The organism is Microvirga guangxiensis, assembly GCF_900102135.1.
In the GTDB taxonomy this organism is placed as follows: Bacteria; Pseudomonadota; Alphaproteobacteria; order Rhizobiales; family Beijerinckiaceae; genus Microvirga; species Microvirga guangxiensis.
On sequence record NZ_FMVJ01000003.1, the window covers coordinates 231523 to 250546 of the forward strand.

The 19024-nt window shown below is 63.1% G+C and carries 19 protein-coding genes; 6 read left to right on the forward strand and 13 right to left on the reverse strand.

What is annotated here, in order from left to right; translation table 11 throughout:
• The first annotated feature begins 8 nt into the window (after positions 1–8).
• From BLP10_RS04680 to BLP10_RS04700, 5 genes are all read left to right on the forward strand, one after another.
• On the forward strand, positions 9–3113 hold the full coding sequence (locus BLP10_RS04680) for a helicase-related protein (RefSeq protein ID WP_091130878.1): 3105 nt from the start codon (positions 9–11) through the stop codon (positions 3111–3113).
• A 9-nt stretch (positions 3114–3122) separates the two neighbouring features.
• Positions 3123–3425, forward strand: a complete 303-nt coding sequence (locus BLP10_RS04685) for an RNA-binding S4 domain-containing protein (RefSeq protein WP_091130882.1) — start codon at positions 3123–3125, stop codon at positions 3423–3425.
• A gap of 48 nt (positions 3426–3473) precedes the next feature.
• Positions 3474–3812 carry a ferredoxin FdxA gene (fdxA, locus tag BLP10_RS04690; protein WP_091130886.1) on the forward strand — a complete coding sequence of 113 codons (339 nt, stop codon included), beginning with the start codon at positions 3474–3476 and terminating at the stop codon, positions 3810–3812.
• A gap of 372 nt (positions 3813–4184) precedes the next feature.
• On the forward strand, positions 4185–4766 hold the full coding sequence (locus BLP10_RS04695) for a CarD family transcriptional regulator (RefSeq protein ID WP_091132049.1): 582 nt from the start codon (positions 4185–4187) through the stop codon (positions 4764–4766).
• A gap of 169 nt (positions 4767–4935) precedes the next feature.
• Positions 4936–5808 carry an RNA polymerase factor sigma-32 gene (locus BLP10_RS04700; protein ID WP_091130889.1) on the forward strand — a complete coding sequence of 291 codons (873 nt, stop codon included), beginning with the start codon at positions 4936–4938 and terminating at the stop codon, positions 5806–5808.
• Between the two features lie 207 nt (positions 5809–6015).
• Here the strand turns inward: BLP10_RS04700 and BLP10_RS04705 are convergent, their stop codons facing one another.
• Both BLP10_RS04705 and BLP10_RS04710 read right to left on the reverse strand, forming a co-directional pair.
• Positions 6016–7437, reverse strand: a complete 1422-nt coding sequence (locus tag BLP10_RS04705) for a M48 family metalloprotease (protein WP_091130892.1) — start codon at positions 7435–7437, stop codon at positions 6016–6018.
• A 6-nt stretch (positions 7438–7443) separates the two neighbouring features.
• Positions 7444–8052 (reverse strand): thermonuclease family protein, encoded by a 609-nt coding sequence (locus BLP10_RS04710; RefSeq protein WP_244510419.1) that lies wholly within the window; start codon positions 8050–8052, stop codon positions 7444–7446.
• Here BLP10_RS04710 and BLP10_RS23475 point away from each other — a divergent pair.
• A complete protein-coding gene (locus BLP10_RS23475) occupies positions 8023–8199 on the forward strand; it encodes a hypothetical protein (protein WP_244510423.1) in 177 nt (58 codons plus the stop codon). The two genes, BLP10_RS04710 and BLP10_RS23475, sit on opposite strands and share 30 nt — an antisense overlap.
• Positions 8200–8339: 140 nt before the next feature.
• Here the strand turns inward: BLP10_RS23475 and BLP10_RS23820 are convergent, their stop codons facing one another.
• The 11 genes from BLP10_RS23820 to BLP10_RS04760 all read right to left on the reverse strand — a co-directional run bounded on the left by BLP10_RS23820 (position 8340) and on the right by BLP10_RS04760 (position 18579).
• A complete protein-coding gene (locus BLP10_RS23820; RefSeq protein WP_280141072.1) occupies positions 8340–8468 on the reverse strand; it encodes a hypothetical protein in 129 nt (42 codons plus the stop codon).
• A 57-nt stretch (positions 8469–8525) separates the two neighbouring features.
• Positions 8526–8738, reverse strand: coding sequence for a sugar phosphorylase (locus BLP10_RS04715; protein ID WP_091130900.1), 213 nt, complete (start codon positions 8736–8738; stop codon positions 8526–8528).
• Positions 8739–9195: 457 nt separating this feature from the next.
• Entirely contained in the window at positions 9196–9999 is an 804-nt protein-coding gene (locus BLP10_RS04720; protein WP_091130903.1) for a siderophore-interacting protein, read from the reverse strand.
• A gap of 25 nt (positions 10000–10024) precedes the next feature.
• Positions 10025–12010 (reverse strand): Fe(3+)-hydroxamate ABC transporter permease FhuB, encoded by a 1986-nt coding sequence (gene fhuB, locus BLP10_RS04725; protein ID WP_091130907.1) that lies wholly within the window; start codon positions 12008–12010, stop codon positions 10025–10027.
• Positions 12000–12893, reverse strand: a complete 894-nt coding sequence (locus BLP10_RS04730) for an ABC transporter substrate-binding protein (protein WP_091130910.1) — start codon at positions 12891–12893, stop codon at positions 12000–12002. Before BLP10_RS04730 ends, fhuB begins: the two co-directional genes overlap by 11 nt.
• Positions 12890–13723: an ATP-binding cassette domain-containing protein gene (locus BLP10_RS04735; RefSeq protein ID WP_425286935.1), complete on the reverse strand. Its 834-nt coding sequence runs from the start codon at positions 13721–13723 to the stop codon at positions 12890–12892. Before BLP10_RS04735 ends, BLP10_RS04730 begins: the two co-directional genes overlap by 4 nt.
• Positions 13723–15921, reverse strand: coding sequence for a TonB-dependent siderophore receptor (locus tag BLP10_RS04740; RefSeq protein WP_244510393.1), 2199 nt, complete (start codon positions 15919–15921; stop codon positions 13723–13725). Before BLP10_RS04740 ends, BLP10_RS04735 begins: the two co-directional genes overlap by 1 nt.
• A 117-nt stretch (positions 15922–16038) precedes the next feature.
• Positions 16039–16935, reverse strand: coding sequence for an energy transducer TonB family protein (locus BLP10_RS04745; protein WP_244510394.1), 897 nt, complete (start codon positions 16933–16935; stop codon positions 16039–16041).
• Between the two features lie 16 nt (positions 16936–16951).
• Positions 16952–17395 (reverse strand): protein TolR, encoded by a 444-nt coding sequence (gene tolR / locus BLP10_RS04750; RefSeq protein ID WP_091130920.1) that lies wholly within the window; start codon positions 17393–17395, stop codon positions 16952–16954.
• Positions 17395–18105 (reverse strand): MotA/TolQ/ExbB proton channel family protein, encoded by a 711-nt coding sequence (locus BLP10_RS04755; RefSeq protein ID WP_091130924.1) that lies wholly within the window; start codon positions 18103–18105, stop codon positions 17395–17397. Before BLP10_RS04755 ends, tolR begins: the two co-directional genes overlap by 1 nt.
• Positions 18106–18114: 9 nt before the next feature.
• On the reverse strand, positions 18115–18579 hold the full coding sequence (locus tag BLP10_RS04760; RefSeq protein WP_175493780.1) for a Tat pathway signal protein: 465 nt from the start codon (positions 18577–18579) through the stop codon (positions 18115–18117).
• Between the last annotated feature and the right edge of the window lie 445 nt (positions 18580–19024).

The window sequence follows — 19024 nt, forward strand, 5'->3', positions numbered from 1 at the left end:
ATCCAGGCATGGTTCGCCGTTCTCTTCCTCCGCAAGTGCGTGCGCGCGGCGTTACTGCTGTGCTCGGGCCCACCAATACCGGCAAGACTCACCTCGCCATCGAGCGCATGCTCGGTCATGACAGCGGCATGATCGGTCTCCCGCTGCGCCTGCTCGCGCGCGAGGTCTATCAGAGGGTGGTCGAGAAGGCGGGGCACCACAACGTCGCCCTGATCACGGGTGAGGAGAAGATCAAGCCGGACAAGCCCCGCTACTGGATCTCCACCGTCGAGGCCATGCCGCGCGACATCGACGCGTCCTTCGTGGCCATCGACGAGATCCAGCTCGCCGCCGATCTCGACCGCGGCCACGTGTTCACCGACCGCCTCCTGAACCAGCGCGGACGGCAGGAAACGCTGCTCATCGGCTCCATGACCATGCGTCCGCTGATCGAGGCCCTGATTCCTGGGGTCCATGTGGTCACCCGCCCGCGCCTGTCGAAGCTCACATTTTCGGGTGAGAAGAAGGTCTCGCGCCTGCCCCGCCGGTCCGCCATCGTCGCCTTCTCGGCGGAGGAGGTCTACGGCATCGCCGAGCTGATCCGCCGCCAGAGCGGCGGTGCGGCGGTGGTGCTCGGCGCCCTTTCTCCCCGCACCCGCAACGCCCAGGTCGAGCTCTACCAGAACGGGGACGTGGACTACCTCATCGCCACGGACGCCATCGGCATGGGCCTCAACCTCGACGTGGACCATGTGGCCTTCGCCTCGGACAAGAAGTTCGACGGCTTCCGCTTCCGCAAGCTCTACAATCCCGAACTCGCCCAGATCGCCGGCCGCGCCGGCCGCTACATGCGCGACGGCACCTTCGGGTCCACGGGCCGCTGCCCTCCCTTCGATGCGGAGACGGTGGAGGCGCTGGAAAACCACACGTTCGATCCGGTGCGCATCCTGCAATGGCGCAACCCGGATCTCGATTTTTCGTCCATCGGGCGGCTTCGCGATTCTCTGGGAGCTCAGCCCAGGGAGCACGGCCTCGTGCGTGCGCCTATGGGCGAGGACCTGGCGTCCCTGGAGATTCTGGCCCGGGAGGACGATATCCAGGCTTTCGCTCGCACGAAATATGCGGTCGAGCGCCTCTGGCAGATCTGCCAGGTGCCCGATTATCGAAAAGTTTCACCCCAGACCCATGCGGACCTCGTCGGCCAGCTCTACCGTTTCCTGATGAAGGACGGCGCGGTTCCGGCGGACTGGTTTGCCCGCCATTTGTCGGCTTCCGACCGCACGGATGGCGATATCGACACCCTCTCCAACCGCATCGCCCAGGTGCGGACTTGGTCTTTTGTCGCAAACCGTCCCGACTGGTTAAAGGACCCGGAGCATTGGCAGGGTGTTGCGCGTCAGGTAGAGGACAAGCTATCGGATGCGCTTCATGAACGTCTGGCCCAAAGGTTCATCGACCGGCGGACGAGCGTTCTCATGCGGCGCTTGAGAGAGAACACGATGCTCGAAGCGGAAATTACGACCACCGGCGACGTCACCGTCGAGGGACAACATATCGGCCACCTGCACGGATTCCATTTCGTGCCTGATCCCCAAGCCGATACCACGGAAGCCAAGACCCTGCGCAACGCCGCCAGCAAGGCGCTGGCCGGCGAGATCGAGACGCGGGCCGACCGGTTTGCCGAGACCCCGGATACCACGCTGGTGCTGTCGAACGACGGCACGATCCGCTGGCAGGGCGATCCCGTGGCGAAGCTGGAGCCGGGCGACAAGCTGTTCGAGCCGCGTGTGCGCATTCTCTCGGACGAGCACCTCACCGGTCCCGCTCGCGACAAGGTGGAGAATCGCCTGCGCGCCTGGCTGAAGGCCTATGTCGTGCGTCTGCTCGGCCCTGCGATGGATCTCGAGACCAATGCGGAGCTCGCCGGCCTTGCCCGTGGCATCGCCTTCCAGATTGGCGAGGCCATCGGCGTGCTCGAGCGCGCGAAGGTTCTCAACGAGGTGCGCAGCCTCGACCAGGATGCCCGCGCGGCGCTCCGCAAGGCGGGCGTGCGCTTCGGCGCCTATCATCTTTATCTGCCGGCCCTTCTGAAGCCGGCTCCGCGCGTTCTCGCAACCCAGCTCTGGGCGCTCCAGAACGGTGGCCTCGACCAGAAGGGCATCGACGAGATCGCCCATCTCGCCCAGTCCGGCCGCACCTCGATCCCGGTGGACGCCGAGATCGCGGCGGGTCTGTACCGCGCTGCGGGCTTCCGCGTCTGCGGCGGCCGTGCCGTGCGCGTCGACATCCTGGAGCGTCTGGCCGACCTCATCCGCCCGGCGATCTCCTATCGCCCCGGAATCACCCCCGGCGAGCCGCCGGCCGGTGCCGCCGACGGCGAAGGTTTCGTGCCGACGGTTGCCATGACGTCCCTCGTCGGTTGCGCAGGCGAGGATTTTGCTACCATCCTGAAGTCACTGGGCTACGTGATGGAGCGCCGTCCGGGACCTGCGATCACCGTGCCGCTGGTCCAGGCCGCTTCGACCGAGCCTGCTGCCGTACCCCCGGCTGAAGCTCCCGCCGATGCCCCAGCCGAGGGTCAGACCCTGGCTGAGGAGACAGGCGCCGTGGCCGTGGAGGCTCCCGACGCATCCGTATCGGCCGAGACCGTCGTGGAGAGCGCATCCGAAGCCGTGGCATCGCCTGAAGGGCAGGCGCTGGCGCCGACGGAAGGTGCCGCTGAAGCTGCTCCCGAGGCTCCGTCGGAGCCCGAGATGGTTGAGATCTGGCGTCAGCACCGCCGTCATCACGAGGGCGGTCACGCCCGCCAGGGCCGAGAGGCTCGCGGCGGACGCCATGAGCGCGGCGAGCGTTCCGAACGCGGTGACCGGCCTGAGCGGGGCGACCGTCGTCCACGTCATGGCGAAGGTCAGGGCGAACGTCCCCGCCGCGAGGCTCAGGGCGAGGGCGGACGGCCGCAGAATCGTCCGCCACGGGGCCCACGTCCGGATGACCGCCGTGGACCGCGTCCTGACAAACGCGCCGACAACCGCCGCGAGGGCGGGCACGAGCGCCGTGAGAAGCAGCCGGACCCGAATTCACCCTTCGCCAAGCTGATGGCTCTCAAGGCCCAGCTCGAAGACGGCAAGAAGTAAGGACGGCGAATGCGTGAGGACCGGCAGCGGCTCGACAAGTGGCTCTGGTTCGCACGCTTTGCCAAAACCCGGACACTGGCCGCCAAGCTCGTCACGAGCGGGTTCGTCAGGGTCAACGGGCAGCGCACGGATAGTGCCGCCAAGGCGGTTGCCGTCGGTGACGTGATCACTCTCGCTCTCGCCCGCACGACCCTGGTGGTGCGGGTGGAAGGCCTCGGGCAGCGCCGGGGGCCTGCGCCGGAAGCAAGGCAGCTCTACGCTGACCTCAATGAAGGCGAGGGGATGCTTGTCAGCGAAGGCGACAAGGGCTAGAGCGGCGGCAGAGCTAGTATTTTTGGAAAGACCCTCGAAGGACCGTCCATGACCTACGTCGTCACTGAAAATTGCATCAAGTGCAAATACATGGACTGCGTCGAGGTGTGTCCGGTGGATTGCTTCTACGAGGGCGAGAACATGCTCGTCATCCACCCGGATGAGTGCATCGATTGCGGCGTCTGCGAGCCGGAATGCCCCGCCGAGGCCATCAAGCCCGATGCTGAGCCCGGCCTCGAGCAATGGCTGAAGCTCAATGCCGATATGGCCAAGAGCTGGCCCAACATCACCCAGAAGAAGGACGCCCCGGCCGACGCCAAGGAATTCGATGGCGTCGCTGGCAAGTTCGAGGCTTATTTCTCGCCTAATCCAGGCGAAGGCGACTAAGCCTGAGGGCTCTTGAAGCACGGCCATAAACCGTGCCTCTTTACGCTATGCTTTGAAATATTTTTGCTTTTTCGGCCAGACTGTGATAGGGTCTGCAAATGCCGTCGCTTGCGCTCAAGCCGTGCGCCGTCCCCCGCAGGTCGTCGGTTCACACACTGAAGCAATAACGCACGAAACTTGGCCGAAAGGGGTTTACCCTTACTTTTGAGCCCAGGCGGAGTGCTTTTGAGCTACTGCTTACATCAGGGAGTCGCACGGAATAGTCAAGTTCCGCATGCACTCATCTCATTCCTGTTCCCCTGGGTCCCTGCTCAGTGGAACCATCGCTCCTGAGCCTGAGGGCAAGGGACCATGCAAGGAGGCCTCTCTCGCATGACAACCGCCAAGAAGTCCACCCCGCGCCTGGGTTTTAAGTCTGGCGAAGCCATTGTTTATCCCGCTCACGGCGTCGGCCGCATCACGGCCATCGAGGAGCAGGAAATCGCCGGCTTCAAGCTGGAGCTCTACGTGGTCTCTTTCGACAAGGACAAGATGGTCCTGCGAGTCCCGACCGCGAAAGCTGCCAGCGTCGGCATGCGCAAGCTTGCCGAGCCCGCCCTGGTTCAAAAGGCTCTGGACGTTCTGACGGGTCGTGCCCGCGTGAAGCGCACCATGTGGTCGCGCCGCGCTCAGGAATATGAGGCGAAGATCAATTCCGGCGATCTGATCGCCGTGACCGAGGTCGTGCGTGACCTGTACCGCTCCGAGGCCCAGCCCGAGCAGTCCTACAGTGAGCGTCAGCTCTACGAATCCGCTCTCGATCGTATCGTGCGTGAGATCGCGGCCGTGAACAAGATCACGGATACCGAAGCCCTCAAGCTCATCGAGCAGAGCCTGGCGAAATCTCCCCGTCGCGCCAAGGGCGCCGAGGGTGACGATGCCGATGGCGACGACGCGCAGGAGGAAGCCGCGTAACCATCGCGCCCTCCTCGACAAACCCTTTCAAAGCCTGGCCTTGCGCCAGGCTTTTTGTTTGCGGGTGCACCTTGTCGTCAGGGTTTTGGAATCTATTTTGCAAAACTTGGCTGTAAGGAGTGAACTTTTTCCGGCCTCGCTCGTTGTGTCTCTGCCAAGGGAGGACACAATGGGAGAAATCTCAGGCGTTCGTCGTCGTTTCGTTCGCGCCGCCATGAATGCACCTTTTCTCGAAAGAGAAGAGGAGCATCAGCTTGCCGTGCGCTGGAAGGATCATGGCGACGAGACAGCTCTTCACCAGTTGACTGCTGCTCATATGCGTCTCGTGATCGCGCTTGCGGCCCGCTTTCGCCACTATGGCCTGCCGATGGCGGATCTCGTTCAGGAAGGTCATGTCGGCCTTCTCGAAGCCGCCGCTCGGTTCGAGCCGGAGCGGGAAGTCCGTTTCTCGACCTACGCGACATGGTGGATCCGCGCTTCTGTGCAGGACTACATCCTTCGCAACTGGTCAATCGTCCGTGGCGGAACAAGTTCCGCTCAGAAGGCTCTTTTCTTCAACCTCCGCCGCCTGCGCGCTCGCCTGACGCGGGGTGGTGAGGAGCGCATCTCTTCGGACGTGCACGCGAAGATCGCCGAGGCCATCGGCGTGTCCAAGGCCGACGTCGCCCTCATGGATGCCCGCCTTTCGGCTCCCGACACTTCGCTGAACGCGCCGGTGCTCGATGCCGACCCGTCGAACTCGGCGGAGCGTGTGGAGTTCCTCGTGGACACCAGCCCGTTGCCTGACGAGAGCGTGAGCGACGTGATCGACACCGAACGCCGCGTGCGCTGGCTCAAGCAGGCTCTCGAAGTGCTCAACGAGCGCGAACTGCGCATCCTGCAGGCGCGCCGCCTCGACGACGAGCAGGTCACCCTCGAATTCCTCGGCGACCGTCTGGGCATTTCGAAGGAGCGCGTGCGCCAGATCGAGAACCGCGCCCTGGAGAAGCTCAAGCGAGCGCTGGTGGACAAGTATCCCCAGGCCTCAGGTGCTTTCGTCTAAGGATTTCGAGACCCTTAGAACCATTCAGGCGAGCCGGACACCGGCTCGCCTGTTTCGTTTTGGGCGCATGTGCATGAGGGGGAGGATATGTCCCTGAGCGCGTCTCGACCTACCGTCATACTGGGCGTGAGGAGGTCATGACGGCGTGAGGCTGTCGTGCATGGCCGAACAGGCACTCTCCTCAATCACTAGCCTCAAGGGGCGAGATTACTCCGTAACGATCTTGTAGCGCTGACCCGGCCTCAAGGGCCCGCTCCGCTCAAGACCGTTGAGGAGCAGGAAGCGGTCGAGGGCGCGATCGACTGGCATGCGGGAGGCAAACGACTGGGCCGTGTCGCCCCGCTGAGCGGTTACGATCTGGAGCTTGAGCGGCCGGATACGGCGGGCCTCCTCCGGCTGAAGCTGTCGCACGCTGTTGAGCGTCCGCTGGAACATGTTTTCCAGGTCGGAGCCGCCGCTGCGGGCCGCCATGATCAGGCGGTAGGTGGTGTTGCCGATGCGGATGGCCGAGAGGCGGAAGGTCCATTCCTTGCCGTTCGAGAGAGCGGTCACTACAGGCAGGTCATTGATCGTCGTCGTCAGCAGGCTTCCCGCCTCAATGGTGTCCGTCCACGTGGAACGCAGCACCTCTTCCAGGCTCTGGCCAGCGGGAGTATCGGCGGCATCGAAGAGAAGGCGGCGCTCACCATCGGCCGAGGAGCCGAGAACAGCTTGGGAGGTGTTCTCCAGGGTGAAGCCTTCCGGCGCCTCGAAAGCGACGCCGAGACGCGCATGGGTGAAGCGGCGGCCTTTCACGACGCCGTCGCTGGGATCGTCTCCGTAGGGGAGGCCATCGAGGGCCGTCATGTATTCAAGCTTGCCCGTTTCGCCCATGCCGGGAGGGCCCGCGCGTCGGGCGGCCTGCAGCGCCTTGGCGATGCGCTCAGCGGTGCTGGGATGGGAATCGACCCGGCCTGGGCCGCTATTGCTGGAACTGCTGGCAGAGCGGCCCAGCGCCGTGAGGAAGCGTGGCGCGCCATAAGGGTCGAAACCCGCGCGGGCGAGCACTGTGATGCCGGTCTTGTCGGCCTCGAGTTCCTGCGAGCGCGAGAAGCTCGCAAGCGTCGAGCGCGCCTGGTCCTGCACCACGGCAGCTTCCTGGGCATTGTTCAGGACATTTTCTGCCACCCTCTCGATCAGCTCGGAGCGGGCCTGCAGCTCGTTGCGCTGAGAGGCGTGGCGAAGGGTGACGTGGGCGATCTCGTGCGAGAGCACAGCCGCGACCTCGGAGGTGTCGTTCGCAAGCGCTAACAGACCGCGCGTGACGTAGAGGCGTCCGTTCGGCAGGGCGAAAGCGTTTACCACGGGGGAGTTGAGGATCGTGACCTGATAGGACTCATCGGGCCGGTCGGTGGCCATGACGAGCCTGTTCACAGCATCGCTGAGAAGACGCTGCATCTGCGGCGCGCGGCCCTCGCCGCCAAAGGCTGACACGAGACGGATATGGTCGCGGTCGCGATCCGGCCCGATCACCCGGGGCGCGTTGGCCGGCAGTGAGGTGTTGCCGAAACCTGAACAGGCTGAGACCAAGCCTGCGATCATCAGGCCAGTGGCGATCCGGAGCGTACCTGTGTGACGTTTATCGCGCATGCTCGCTTATCGGGCCAAGCGTTTATCTTCACCTCGGTCGCCCTGAAGGCGTCTGCCTTCAAGGAGTTCGATCATCTCCGGTAAATCAACGGTAAGTGCCGTTCCCTGCCAAGACTGCAAAATGCCTCGGGCTCGAAGAGTGCTGCCTTTCAGCGAATCGGCCGAGAGCCCCCGCTCGGCCATCCTCATCCAAGTTCTCTTCGGGATGATGATCGTGAAGTCGTCTGCCCAGTGCCCCCCGAAATTCAAATAGGTTTTCTGCTTGCGTTCGCCGACGCTGCGAACTCGTCCTTCGACGATGACGAAGCTGCCGACGCGCTCTTTCAAGCGATCGGCTTGGTCGACAGGAATGGGGTTATAGCGGCCATCGGCCCAAAGACCAAGGTGTCGTTCGCGAGCCGTCTCCTCCAGCGCGAGCAATTCAGGCTGGCAAAGCGCGGAATCGGCGCTCGCATCGACAAGGGCCAAGCCCGCTTCGACAAGTCCGTGACTGAGGTCGAGGGTACGCGAGCCCTGAACAAGCTTGGCGCGCAGGGGCATGCGGCCCCACCGGTCACGGCTTCCTTGCGCAGTTACGAGAAGAGGTTGGCCGATCCTGGCCTTGAGCCAGTCCATGGCCTGTTGCCTGTGCGTCTCGGGAATCCGGACGCCGGCGAGCCTCGCCAGACGCTCCAAGCCGAGAATGAGCTCACCCTCGGCGGAAATGGCTTCCAGCCGGTCCTGCCGCGTTTCATTCGTGCAGGCGGCTGCGTGCATCCGTGACGACACACGTTCCTGTGCAGCCGCCCCAAGTACCGATGCAGCCCATATGCCCAGCGCAATTCCGATTCGCATGCCCGATCCCGGTCCGAACAGGGATCATAAGCGGTTCAAAGCGAGGGGCTAGGCTCGGACATGCAGGGCTATTGCTTTTCCTGTGCGGGGTTGTGCCTGTTGTGGTCGCGGCTCTCCTGATGCGACATGCCAACTTGCCGGGGTATATCTGGCTTGCCGCCCGTATCGCGCTGGTTGCGCTGGCTGGAATTGGTCATCGCGAAAATCCTGATCGTTGCGTGCGATAGACTGCAGGCTCGGCAGGAGGCTTTTTCTTACCAGCGGATCACCACCACCGTCTGGTTGCCGTTGCCTAGCTCCACCGCTTCCAGGCTTTCAGTCCGCCTGTTCTGCGGCTTGGCATTCTCGACGATCTCGAACTCCTCAACATGGGTGGCGAAAGCCTCGTCCACCTCTGCGACACAGAGCAGGGTGTCGGGCGGCAGTTTCTCGACCTTTTTGAGAAAGTCGCGCAGGGTCTGAGCCATGGAATGCCTCCGTTTGCCCACACCAAACCGGATGAAGCGCGGCAGGTTCCGTCGCGCATGGATGCAGGCCCCCTGTTGCCTTGGACGGCGGACCGCTTTAGGAGAGAAGGGACGTCCGCGTAGCTCAGCAGGACAGAGCAAAGGTTTCCTGTTTTCAAAATCGGGGGTTGCAGTCGGAAACGCTGCAATCGATCTGCTCAAAGTCGGGGAACGCTTCGCCGCACTCGCGGCATGCCAATCCCGAGCCAAGCCCCTTCACGGGGAAGGTGTAGAGACTGGACGGGCAGCACCTAAGGGCCGCAAGGCCTAGGGTGAAGGGACAGTCCAGGCCACGAACGTCCTTCCGGACGGCGGCGAAAGCCGAAGTGGTATGAAACCTGAGGTCGGGGGTTCGAGTCCCTCCGCGGACGCCATTTCATTCCATCCGGGCGATCTCTCGCCCGGTGAGGCCAGCCTTCTAATCCAAGTAGCCGAAACCGCCTTCGGCCTGGCCACGTCTCCAGTAATTGAGAATGTACATCTGATCGCGATCAAGGCCGCGCTGCGCGCGCATATGGGAGCGGATAGAGCGCGCCTTCGCGCTTTCCGCTCCGGCCCAGACGAAAACGCGGCTGTGGGCCGGCCATGAGGCAGCCTTCACGGCGTCCTGGAGCGCCGAGGTCTCGCCCTTGCCGAGGAGCCACCTGACATCGACGCCCAATGGCTTGCTGAAAGTCTGCTTTTCGGATTCGGCGGGGATTTCGATATAGGCTTCCCCGCGCGCCGTGGCCGGCAGGTTCTCCAGGATGAAGGCGATGGCGGGCAGCGCCGTCTGGTCGCCGGCGAACAGATACCAGTCGATGTTCTGCGTGGTCGTGCAGCCCGGTCCCCACAGGCCGACAGAGTCGCCGGGTTTTGCACGGTTGGCCCAGGCAGAGGCTACTCCGCGATCTCCGTGCATGACGAAATCCACATGCAGCTCGCAATTCCCCTTGTCGAAATGGCGCACGCTGTAGGTGCGCATGACGGGGCGTCTTTCGAGAGCGGGCCAGATCAGGCGTCCATCGTCATTCAGGACCGGCCATTCGGGCTCGATATCTTTCGGCGGAATCAGGAGCTTGATGTAGGGCCCAAGCGCATTTCTCGGCACATCGAAGGTTTCGAGATCCCTGCCGCCCAGAACGATCCGGCGCATATGCGGCGTAAGATCGTAGGTGCGCACCACATGCAGGACACAGAGCTGCAGCTTGGGCTCCTGCGGGGAAGTTGCGTTCAGGGACATGGGAGGAATCCTCTCGAACAAGCGCTTACCGCCCGCGTCTCGTGAGATGCCAGATCAGGTATGGAACGCCGATCAGGGCCGCCACGAGTCCGGCAGGCAGTTGGAAGGGGAAGATGACGATGCGGCCGAGCCAGTCGGCCAGAATCATGAGAATGGCGCCGATCAGAGCCGCGCCGATCAATTGCTCGAACGCGCGGCGAAGGCCGATCGCGCGCGCCAGATGAGGTCCGACGAGACCCGCGAATGTGAGTGGGCCGATAGCCAGAACGGAAGCGGCGGTGAGAAACGCCGTCAATCCCATGATGGCAAGACGCGCGAGCCTGAGATCGACGCCGAGTTCCCGCGCGGTCTCCTCGCCGAGGGGAAGAATGTCCAAGGTGCGCGAGAAGAAGGGGGGCGCCAGGAGCAGCGGTGCCGCGATCGCCAGCGTCATCCACGCGGTCGTTGCATCCGCCCTGTAGGTGGAACCCGCAAGCCATGCGAGAAGCTGCGCCGCGCGCGGATCACCCAATGCGATGAAGCTCACGATGATGGCATCGAGAAACGCGCTCAGTGCAATGCCTGTCAGAAGCATCTGATCGGGAGCGGAGCGGGATTTGATGCCGCGCCAGAGAAGAAATGCGAGCACGGTGAAGGCGCCCGCAGAGCTCATGGCCAGTTGCAATCCGCGCCCCGGCGCGGTGCTGATCACCATGCTGAGAAGAATGCCGATCGCGACGCCGGTACCGATACCCAGCACTTCGGGGCTCGCGACCGGATTGCGGGTCAGGCGCTGAAGAAGAACGCCCGCCATGCCGAGCATCGCGCCGCCGAGCAATGCGACGCTTGTCCGCGGCACGCGCCATTCCGCGAGAGCCGCAAGCATTTCGCCGTCGGCAATGGACCATCCTTGTGTGGAGCGTCCGAGCAGGATGCTGGCGAGAGTGACGGCGACGAGACCTGTCATGAGAAGCGGAAAGAGGATGCCCGGTCTGTATGCCGTCGCCGGTGCGATGAAACCCGGTGCGAGATCGTTGCTCGACGATTTCAGCTGCGGCAGCAGCCACAGAAGAAGCGGGGCTCCGAGGAGAGCCGTCACGGCGCCTGTGGGCAGGAAATCCGAAAAGCTGCCGCTGGAAGCCTGAGCCGCCTGATCGACGAGAACCAGCAGGCCTGCCCCCATGAGGGGCGCCACGACGAGGCGCTCCTGAAAACGCCGTGCGCCTGACAGGCGCGCGATCTGCGGTGCCGCGAGCCCGATGAAGCCGATGATGCCCACAGCCGATGTGACGAAGGCGGTGAGCAGGACCGCGATGAAGAGAGCGGCGATGCGAAGCCAGCGCAAGGACACGCCAAGCGCGCTTGCGCTTTCGTCGCTGAGCGTGAGGACGACGAGGGGGCGCGCAAGCAATGCGGCGGCAAAGGCGCAGCCCAGCAGACGCGGCAACAGATAGGTTACCGCGGACCAATCCTGCTGCGCCAGGGATCCTGCTCCCCAAATGTAAAGGGAGGAGATGTATTCCTGGTTCAGGAGTTTCAGCGCCACAACCAGGGAACCGCAGAACAGGCTCATGACGAGGCCTGCCAGGATCAGCGTGAGAGACGAGAACCCGCGCGCCGACGACACGGCGAAAATGAGCGCTGTGACGCCCAAGGCACCGGCGACTGCCACGAACTCGCGGCCGACGCCGAGCAGGAAAGGCGCCCAGATCGTCGCTATCACGAGCGCAAGCTGCGCACCCGCCTCGACGCCAAGGGTCGTGGGCGAGGCGAGGGGATTGCGCAGAACATGCTGAAAGATCGTGCCCGCAAGCCCCAGCGCCGCTCCGCACAAAACAGCCGTCACAAGCCGCGGCAGGGCGCTGTAATGAAACAGGAGCTGTTGCGCATCCTCGAGAGAAGGATGCAGCCAGGCCTGTGTCCACAGATGCAGAGGCAACTGGCTGTTGAGACGGACGATTGCCCAGGTCACAGCAAGAGCGGCAAGGCCTGCGGCCAACACAACCGAACGGGAAGCGGAGTTAGCCTGCACGGAGGCTCTCCTTGTCGAGCAGCGTCTTGGTCAAGCTGCGAGCAAACCGCTCGGCGGTGGAGACATCGCCGAAGGCCCAGGTCGTCGGCAGCGTTCCGACCCGTCCCGCGCGCACGAAGGACAGGCTGCGCCACAGGCCTTCACCCGATGCATTCAGGGGCGCTTCCGGCGGAATGGGAGCAATCGCGAGAAGCCCGGCCTCTGCATAAGGCGCGAGCTCGTGGATGCCGACAAGGCTGAAGCCCCAGAAATTCGTGGGCTTGTTCCAGGCATTGCGCAGGCCCAATCGGTCGAGAACGTTTCCGAAGAGACTGTCGGCGCCATAAATACGGGTATGACGGCCATCCATGAATCCAGCCAAGAGAAGAGGCGGGATCTTGCGTCCTGCAAGGCTTGCTCTTGCTGCCGTGAAAGTAGCCTCCGCCTGAACGATGACGGCCTGTGCTCGGGCCTCGGCGTGCAACTCTCGGGCAATCTCGCGCAAGACCTGCGCCGAGCGTGCGAGGGGATGCCCGTCGGGCGTGTAGGTTGCATAGGAACGCGTCGGAGCGATGCGCTCGAGGAGCGGCCGCACGTTTTCGCTGAAGGGCGTCGTGAGAATCAGATCGGGTTTCAGGGAGGCGAGAACTTCGAGGTTCGGTTCCGTGCGAAGGCCGACATCCTGAATGTCTGGAGAAATCGGAAAATCATCAGCCCACCGGCGATAGAGATCGATTTCCGCGATGCCTGCGGGCGTGATGCCGAGAGAGAGAACGGATGTCGTGAGGCCCCAATCGACGATCGCCACGCGCGGAGGCGCTTTGCCCGCATCCTGCGCGAAAGCCGGAGCCATCGGGAGCAGGAGGGCAGCAAGGCATTCGCGGCGATTGAGACCTCTTCTCATCGGGCAAATCCGATCGGCGCTTCGGACGCGGGATGGCGGATCACTTCCATGGGAATGCCGTAGACATTCTCAAGCACGTCGCTTCGCATGAGATCGTCGGGCTTGCCCTGGATCCGGATCCGGCCTCTCTGGAGAGCGATCAGCTCGTCGCAGAAGCGGGCGGCCATGTTGATGTCGTGGAGTATGGCGACGACGCCGAGATTGCGGCTGCGGCTCAAATTGCGCAGAAGGCGAAGGACCTCGATCTGGTGCGCAAGATCGAGCGCGGAGGTCGGCTCATCGAGGAGAATGAAGCTGCTGTCCTGCGCCACCAGCATGGCGATCCAAGCGCGCTGGCGCTCGCCGCCGGACAAGGTGTCGACAAGACGATCCGCGAGATCGTCCAGCTGGGCCAGCTGCATGGCCTCGACGACATTCAGGTGGTCCTCCGCCGAGATACGGCCCAACGGGCCGTGCCAGGGATAGCGCCCGAACCTGACGAGCTCGCGAACGGTGAGGCCAGTGGTAGCAGGCGTCTGCTGCGGCAGATAGGCGACATGGCGCGCGAAAGCCCGCGCGCCATAATCTTCAACAGGTGTTCCGGCATAGCGGATCGAGCCGCCACTCGGTTGAGCCTGACGGCCCAGGAGCTTGAGGAGCGTGGACTTGCCCGATCCATTGTGCCCGATGATCCCGTAAACGCATCCCCGTTTCAGGGTGAGGGATGTGGGGGCAAGCAGCACATGTCCGTCGATGGAAACGCTCGCGCCCTCCATCTCGAACATAGGACCGGACAGCCCCGACGAATCGGTTCTGTCCTCAGTCCCGTCCTGCCGGAACAGTGCCTGCATCACCACTTGTAGCTCGCGCTGAGCGTCGCCTTGCGGCGGTCGCCATAGAAGCAGGCTGCCGGGCCGGAGCAGGAGCCGACATAAACCTCGTCGAACAGGTTCGACACGTTCAGCGCCACACGCCAGTTGTCCCGCTCGTAATGCAGGGCTGCATCGGCCACCGTATAGCTCGGCACGGTGAGCGTGTTCGCCGCATCCGCATAGGACTCGCCGACGAAACGAACGCCAGCGCCCACGCCGAAGCCTCTGAAGGTTCCCTCCTGCACCGTGTAGTCGAGCCACAGGGAGCCGAAGCTTTCCGGCGTGCCCGTCGGCATCAGGCCGATATTGGCGGGGTTGAGATCCTTCGTCGTTTCCAGATCGTAGAGTGTATAGGCGCCGACGAGGTTGAGGCCTTCCATCAGGTTGGCATTGACCGCGAACTCGACGCCCTGCGAACGCACTTCGCCGGTCTGAACCTGGAAGAGGGCGTTGCTCGGATCGGTCGTGAGCACGTTCTGGCGCTTCAGGTCGAACATGGCGACAGTGACGAAGCTGTTCATACCGACCGGCTGATACTTGAGGCCCACCTCGATCTGCTCGCCGGTTTCCGGATCGAGCGGACGGCCCGTGGCGAAGTTGGTGCCGATCTGCGGATCGAAGGAGCGCGAATAGCTCACGTACGGCGCAAGCCCCAGATCGGTGTTGTAGACCAGACCCACGCGACCGCTGAACTTGCTGTCGTTGCCTTCATAGCTCGACGAGGGGAAGAGGTTGTTCGTGTTATCCGTGTTCACCCAGTCCTGGCGTCCGCTCAGCACCAGAGTGAAGCGGTCGAATTTAACCTGATCCTGCACATAAGCGCCGACCTGCGTCTGGGTCGTGTTGCCCAGAACGTAGCGCGACGTCGTCGGCGTGGCGGGCGGATAGACCGGGTTCAGGAGATTGAGCGAAGGCCCGAACTCGAAACCCTGCTCGTCGTCGATGCTGTAGCGCTTGTAGTCGAGGCCGAGCAGCAAGGTGTGCTGAAGAGGGCCGGTTGCGAACCTGGCCTCGGCCTGATTGTCGACCGTGAAGAGATCGACGCTCGGCTTCGTGACGAAGTTGAAGCGGGAGAGCAGCGCCTCGTTGGCAGTCGGAGCAGCGGCGTAGCCGCCGCCGTAAAGCGTGGCGAAGTCGATCTTGAGATGGTTGTAGCGCAAGTTCTGGCGCACCGTCCAAGTCTCGTTGAAGCGATGCTCGAACTGGTAACCGATCATCGCCTGTTCGCGCTCGAAGGAGTCGAAGCCGGGATTGCTGGTGAAGAGCTTCGTCGGAATGCGGCCGAAAGGCGCTGGAACCACAGTGCCTTCATACGGCAGGAAGTTCTGGCCGTTCGTCTGATCCTTCTGGTACGAGCCCAGGATCGTCAGCGTCGTGTCCTGATTCGGCTTCCAGGTCAGGCTCGGCGCGATGAAGGCGCGGTTGTCTTCCGTGTGATCGACCTGCGTGTCGCCGATGCGGCCCAGACCGACGATGCGGTAATAGAACTGATTTCCATCGCCGTTGAGTGCGACCGGCCCGCCGAGATCAAAGGCACCATACGTGTTGCCATAATTGTTGACGCCCACCGTGACTTCACGGAACGGCGTCATGGGCGGCTTCTTGCTGATGGCGTTGACGAGACCGCCGGGATTGCCGCCGCCGTAGAGAACGGAAGAGGGGCCGCGAAGGATCTCGATGCGCTCGAGGCCATAGGGCTCGAGTTTGAACGTTGCAAACGAGGTCGAGAAGAGCTGCAGGGAATCGAGATAGTAACCCGTCGTCTGGGCGGGGAAGCCGCGGATCAGGAACCAATCGTTTCGGGGGTCGGCACCGAAGGACTCGGAGCGAACGCCGGGAGAATAGCGGGTTGCCTCGACGACCGATTGCGCGCCCTGATCCTCGATCTGCTCACGTCCCACGACGGAAACGGATTGAGGCGTCTCGATGAGCGGGGTGTCGGTCTTGCTGCCGCTTGTCGTCTGCCTGGCGACATAGCCGTTCACGGGGCCTGTTCCGCTCTCGCGCTGCTCAGTCACGGTCACCGTTTCGAGCTGGATGGCTCCATTGGCCTGCGGAGCATTCTGCGCCTGAGCAGCCTGCGCTGAGAGCACGAGCCCGCCGAGCGCCGTCGTTGCAAGGAGCCCCCAAAGCCCGGCCCGGCGGAACGACATTTCTGTTGCGTCCTGATTGGTCATTTCTTGTTGTCCTCACCGGCGGGAATCAAGGTCCCGCCCGCTTGTCAGTGATGGGAGATTGTCTCTCCCTGATTGTTGCCTCTGGCACGCCACGCCACGTCTGAGCGCAGGAAACTCCTATCTGCGGAGATTGAATTGCAGGGGCACCGAGAAAGTGAACTGCTGCTGAGGAAGGGCCGCCGGTGCAGCCGGAAGCGATGAGCCCGGGCGCGCGGCCGCCAAGGCGGCCGCGTCAAGGGAAGCATCACCGGCGCTCCTGACGAGGGAAGCGCTGAGGATCTGGCCGGAGCGATCCATGGAGAAGCGCACAGTTGCGACTCCCGTAACGCCCTGGCTGCGCGCCCGATCGGGATAGCGAAGGCGGCTGCGGAGCGATGCCGCAAGACTTGCCACATAGCGGTTGAGCACGTTCGGATCGGCAGACGCTGCCGATCCCTGCATGTTTTCACGAGACGCTGATGCCTGCCCTTGGCTGGCATTCGACGGAGGAGGCGCACGCTCGGCAGCCGCGCGGCGCGGCTTGGGATCGGGCTTGCGCTCTTCCTTCTTCGGAGCGGGTTTGACCGGCTTAGGCTTAGGTTTCTCTTCCAAAGGCTGGGCAATCACCGCCTCCTTAGGGTCGAGGGCGGGAACGGCGTCTGGAGCGATTGTTTCCTCGACGGGCACGGCTTCGACCTCTGTGGCCTCCACGACTTCCTGAGGGGCTTCCTCAACCTGCTCTTCAACGGGCACGGCTTCTGTCGGAGCTTCGACCGGCTGCGTTTCGACCTCCGTTGGAGGCGACTCGATGGCCTGTACTTCCGCAGGCGCGACCGATACGAGATTTTCCATGGGAGGAGCGAAATCGATGGTGATTTCCTGCTCGCCTGGTGGGCTCAATTCAGCCCGCGATTGCCAGATTGCCACGGCCACGAGCGCACCCGCATGCAGCGCAAGCGCCATGAGGAAAGCCAGTCCTACTCGGCCCGGCTCCTGCATTGATGGTGTGTTCTGGTGTGTGCTCTGAACGGACATCGGAACGATTGCAGCCTCAGGGAGCCGAGCCGCTGGGTGCTTGCGCGATCAGGGATACCTTGCTGAAGCCCGCTGCATTGATCTGGCCCATGATCTCGACAATGCGGCCGTAGGGCACGGCCTTGTCCCCACGCACCAGAACCACCTGCGCAGGATCGGCGCTCGCCAGTTCTTTCAGGCGCGGCATGACGGCTTCAGGCGCCAGCGGCTCCTTGTCGAGGAAAGGCTGGCCCTGGCTGTCGATGCTGACGACGACGGGCTGCTTCGGCTGTGACACCTTCGGTGCCGCCGTCTTCGGCAGCTGCACGGGCACGCCGACTGTCATGAGCGGGGCCGCCACCATGAAGATGATGAGCAGCACGAGCATCACGTCGACGAGCGGCGTCACGTTGATTTCGGACAGTGGCGCTGCGCCGAACTCGTCGTCGGATTCCGATGAGCGGAGTGGCCCCATGCCCATTATTCAGCGGCCTCCGACCGGATGTGAAGTTTGCGGTCGCGGGCGAGACGATCACCGAGAGCGGTAATGCCGGAGGCGAAGGATTGCTGCAGGCGTCCGAGATCGGTGGAAAGCTTGTTGTAGGCGATCACGGCCGGGATTGCCGCTACGAGGCCGATGGCCGTGGCGAACAGCGCTTCCGCAATGCCGGGTGCGACAACGGAAAGGCTGGTGTCCTGGCTCGACGCGATGGCCGAGAACGAATTCATGATGCCCCACACCGTGCCGAACAGGCCGATGAACGGAGCGGCCGAACCGGTGGTCGCCAGAAATGAGAGGCCCACCTGAAGCTGGCGAAGATCGACGGACAACGTGGCGCGCATGGCGCGCTCGATGCGCTCGCGGCGCTCCGCGCGGCTTTCCGACGGATCCTGATCGCGCCACGCCTCATAGCCCGCCGCCACGATGCGCCCGGAGGTCCCGGGCATCTGCGGATCAACCTTCTCTCCCGCGCGCGCTCTGGCCTCGAAGGTGCGGGCCTGGCGACGGATGGCCCTGATGCGGAGGAGCTTGTCCAGAATGATGGTCCAACAAGCCACGGATGCCAGCACGAGCAGGATCATGACCCCTTTGACGATGGGATCGGCCTGCATGAAGAGGCCGAGGAACGACAGGTCATGCGCAGGGGCAAGGGCAGGGGCGACGGAGGGTGCGGCTGCAATCTGTTCCATGGCTCTACCTCACTTGGCGAAGGGAACGGTTTCGACTTTCGAGCCAGTCTCGATGACGGCAAGGCACTCCTCGCGCGAGGCGGCAGCGCCTTCGCAGGCTACGACGTCGTTGAGAAGCACGCTTCCGAGCTGCGGGCAGCTCAGGCCTGGAAAGTCGAAGAGCTTGATGAGCGTCTTGCGGGCCGGCACGGGACCGACTTCGACAGCCAGCCGCTTGGCGGCGATGCCGTCCTTGTCGAGCGCGAACAGGTCGAGCTTGAGGGAGCGCCAGGCTTCTTCCTGACGATTGTCGATCCGGAAATACGTGCGGCAATTCTCGCCGGAAGCTTCAATCTTGTTCAGCTCGACGCGCAGGGGCGTCGAGGCCTTCGAAGCATCCTGTGCCACAGCCATGACGCCGAAACAGGCCATCGTGGAGGTGCAGGTCGCGATTGCGATGATAGCCTTCACGGCTTTCCACTTGGCTTGGCGCATGGATGTTCTCCTTGTGCCGGTGAGCATTCGTGAAAGCGCCAAGCGCGCGGTTTCAGCGTTCCCGAAAGACGCTGTTCACAGATGTCGACGGCAGTTTCGATCAATCACCGAAAGCCTGATGAGGATCAGGGGCGACGTTGAGGAGATATCTGAAAGAAATAAGATAGATCAAGGGTTTAGGATAAGATCAGATTGATTCTAAAAGAGGCTCTATTGCTTTGAGTTTGGAGTGAGAATCGCCTCTTTAAAAACCTTACAAACTGATTTTCTTCAGCTCATGAGCGGATCTTCTGTTCAAACCAGATTATTTTTCCAGCATTCGATGTGGTGACAGAATGCGAGGCGGTCGAGCTATCGGATCTACTGCTCCGAAGGTTGCAACGCCCGTCTGGCAGAATTCTATAGGGAGTTGCGGACTAAGAAGGCAGCCAAGCCGATACGAGGA

What these genes read in the sequence shown, in the direction of transcription:
- fdxA (WP_091130886.1), top strand. Translation starts at nt 3,474, where the DNA reads ATGACCTACGTCGTCACTGAAAATTGCATCAAGTGCAAATACATGGAC.
- BLP10_RS23820 (WP_280141072.1), bottom strand. Translation starts at nt 8,468, where the DNA reads ATGACCAATTCCAGCCAGCGCAACCAGCGCGATACGGGCGGCAAGCCA.
- BLP10_RS04695 (WP_091132049.1), top strand. Translation starts at nt 4,185, where the DNA reads ATGACAACCGCCAAGAAGTCCACCCCGCGCCTGGGTTTTAAGTCTGGC.
- BLP10_RS04715 (WP_091130900.1), bottom strand. Translation starts at nt 8,738, where the DNA reads ATGGCTCAGACCCTGCGCGACTTTCTCAAAAAGGTCGAGAAACTGCCG.
- tolR (WP_091130920.1), bottom strand. Translation starts at nt 17,395, where the DNA reads ATGGGCATGGGGCCACTCCGCTCATCGGAATCCGACGACGAGTTCGGC.
- BLP10_RS04685 (WP_091130882.1), top strand. Translation starts at nt 3,123, where the DNA reads ATGCGTGAGGACCGGCAGCGGCTCGACAAGTGGCTCTGGTTCGCACGC.
- BLP10_RS04760 (WP_175493780.1), bottom strand. Translation starts at nt 18,579, where the DNA reads ATGCGCCAAGCCAAGTGGAAAGCCGTGAAGGCTATCATCGCAATCGCG.
- BLP10_RS04705 (WP_091130892.1), bottom strand. Translation starts at nt 7,437, where the DNA reads ATGCGCGATAAACGTCACACAGGTACGCTCCGGATCGCCACTGGCCTG.
- BLP10_RS04735 (WP_425286935.1), bottom strand. Translation starts at nt 13,723, where the DNA reads ATGCAGGCACTGTTCCGGCAGGACGGGACTGAGGACAGAACCGATTCG.
- BLP10_RS04740 (WP_244510393.1), bottom strand. Translation starts at nt 15,921, where the DNA reads ATGACCAATCAGGACGCAACAGAAATGTCGTTCCGCCGGGCCGGGCTT.
- BLP10_RS04745 (WP_244510394.1), bottom strand. Translation starts at nt 16,935, where the DNA reads ATGTCCGTTCAGAGCACACACCAGAACACACCATCAATGCAGGAGCCG.
- BLP10_RS04720 (WP_091130903.1), bottom strand. Translation starts at nt 9,999, where the DNA reads ATGTCCCTGAACGCAACTTCCCCGCAGGAGCCCAAGCTGCAGCTCTGT.
- BLP10_RS04680 (WP_091130878.1), top strand. Translation starts at nt 9, where the DNA reads ATGGTTCGCCGTTCTCTTCCTCCGCAAGTGCGTGCGCGCGGCGTTACT.
- BLP10_RS04700 (WP_091130889.1), top strand. Translation starts at nt 4,936, where the DNA reads ATGGGAGAAATCTCAGGCGTTCGTCGTCGTTTCGTTCGCGCCGCCATG.
- BLP10_RS04755 (WP_091130924.1), bottom strand. Translation starts at nt 18,105, where the DNA reads ATGGAACAGATTGCAGCCGCACCCTCCGTCGCCCCTGCCCTTGCCCCT.
- BLP10_RS04710 (WP_244510419.1), bottom strand. Translation starts at nt 8,052, where the DNA reads ATGGACTGGCTCAAGGCCAGGATCGGCCAACCTCTTCTCGTAACTGCG.
- BLP10_RS04730 (WP_091130910.1), bottom strand. Translation starts at nt 12,893, where the DNA reads ATGAGAAGAGGTCTCAATCGCCGCGAATGCCTTGCTGCCCTCCTGCTC.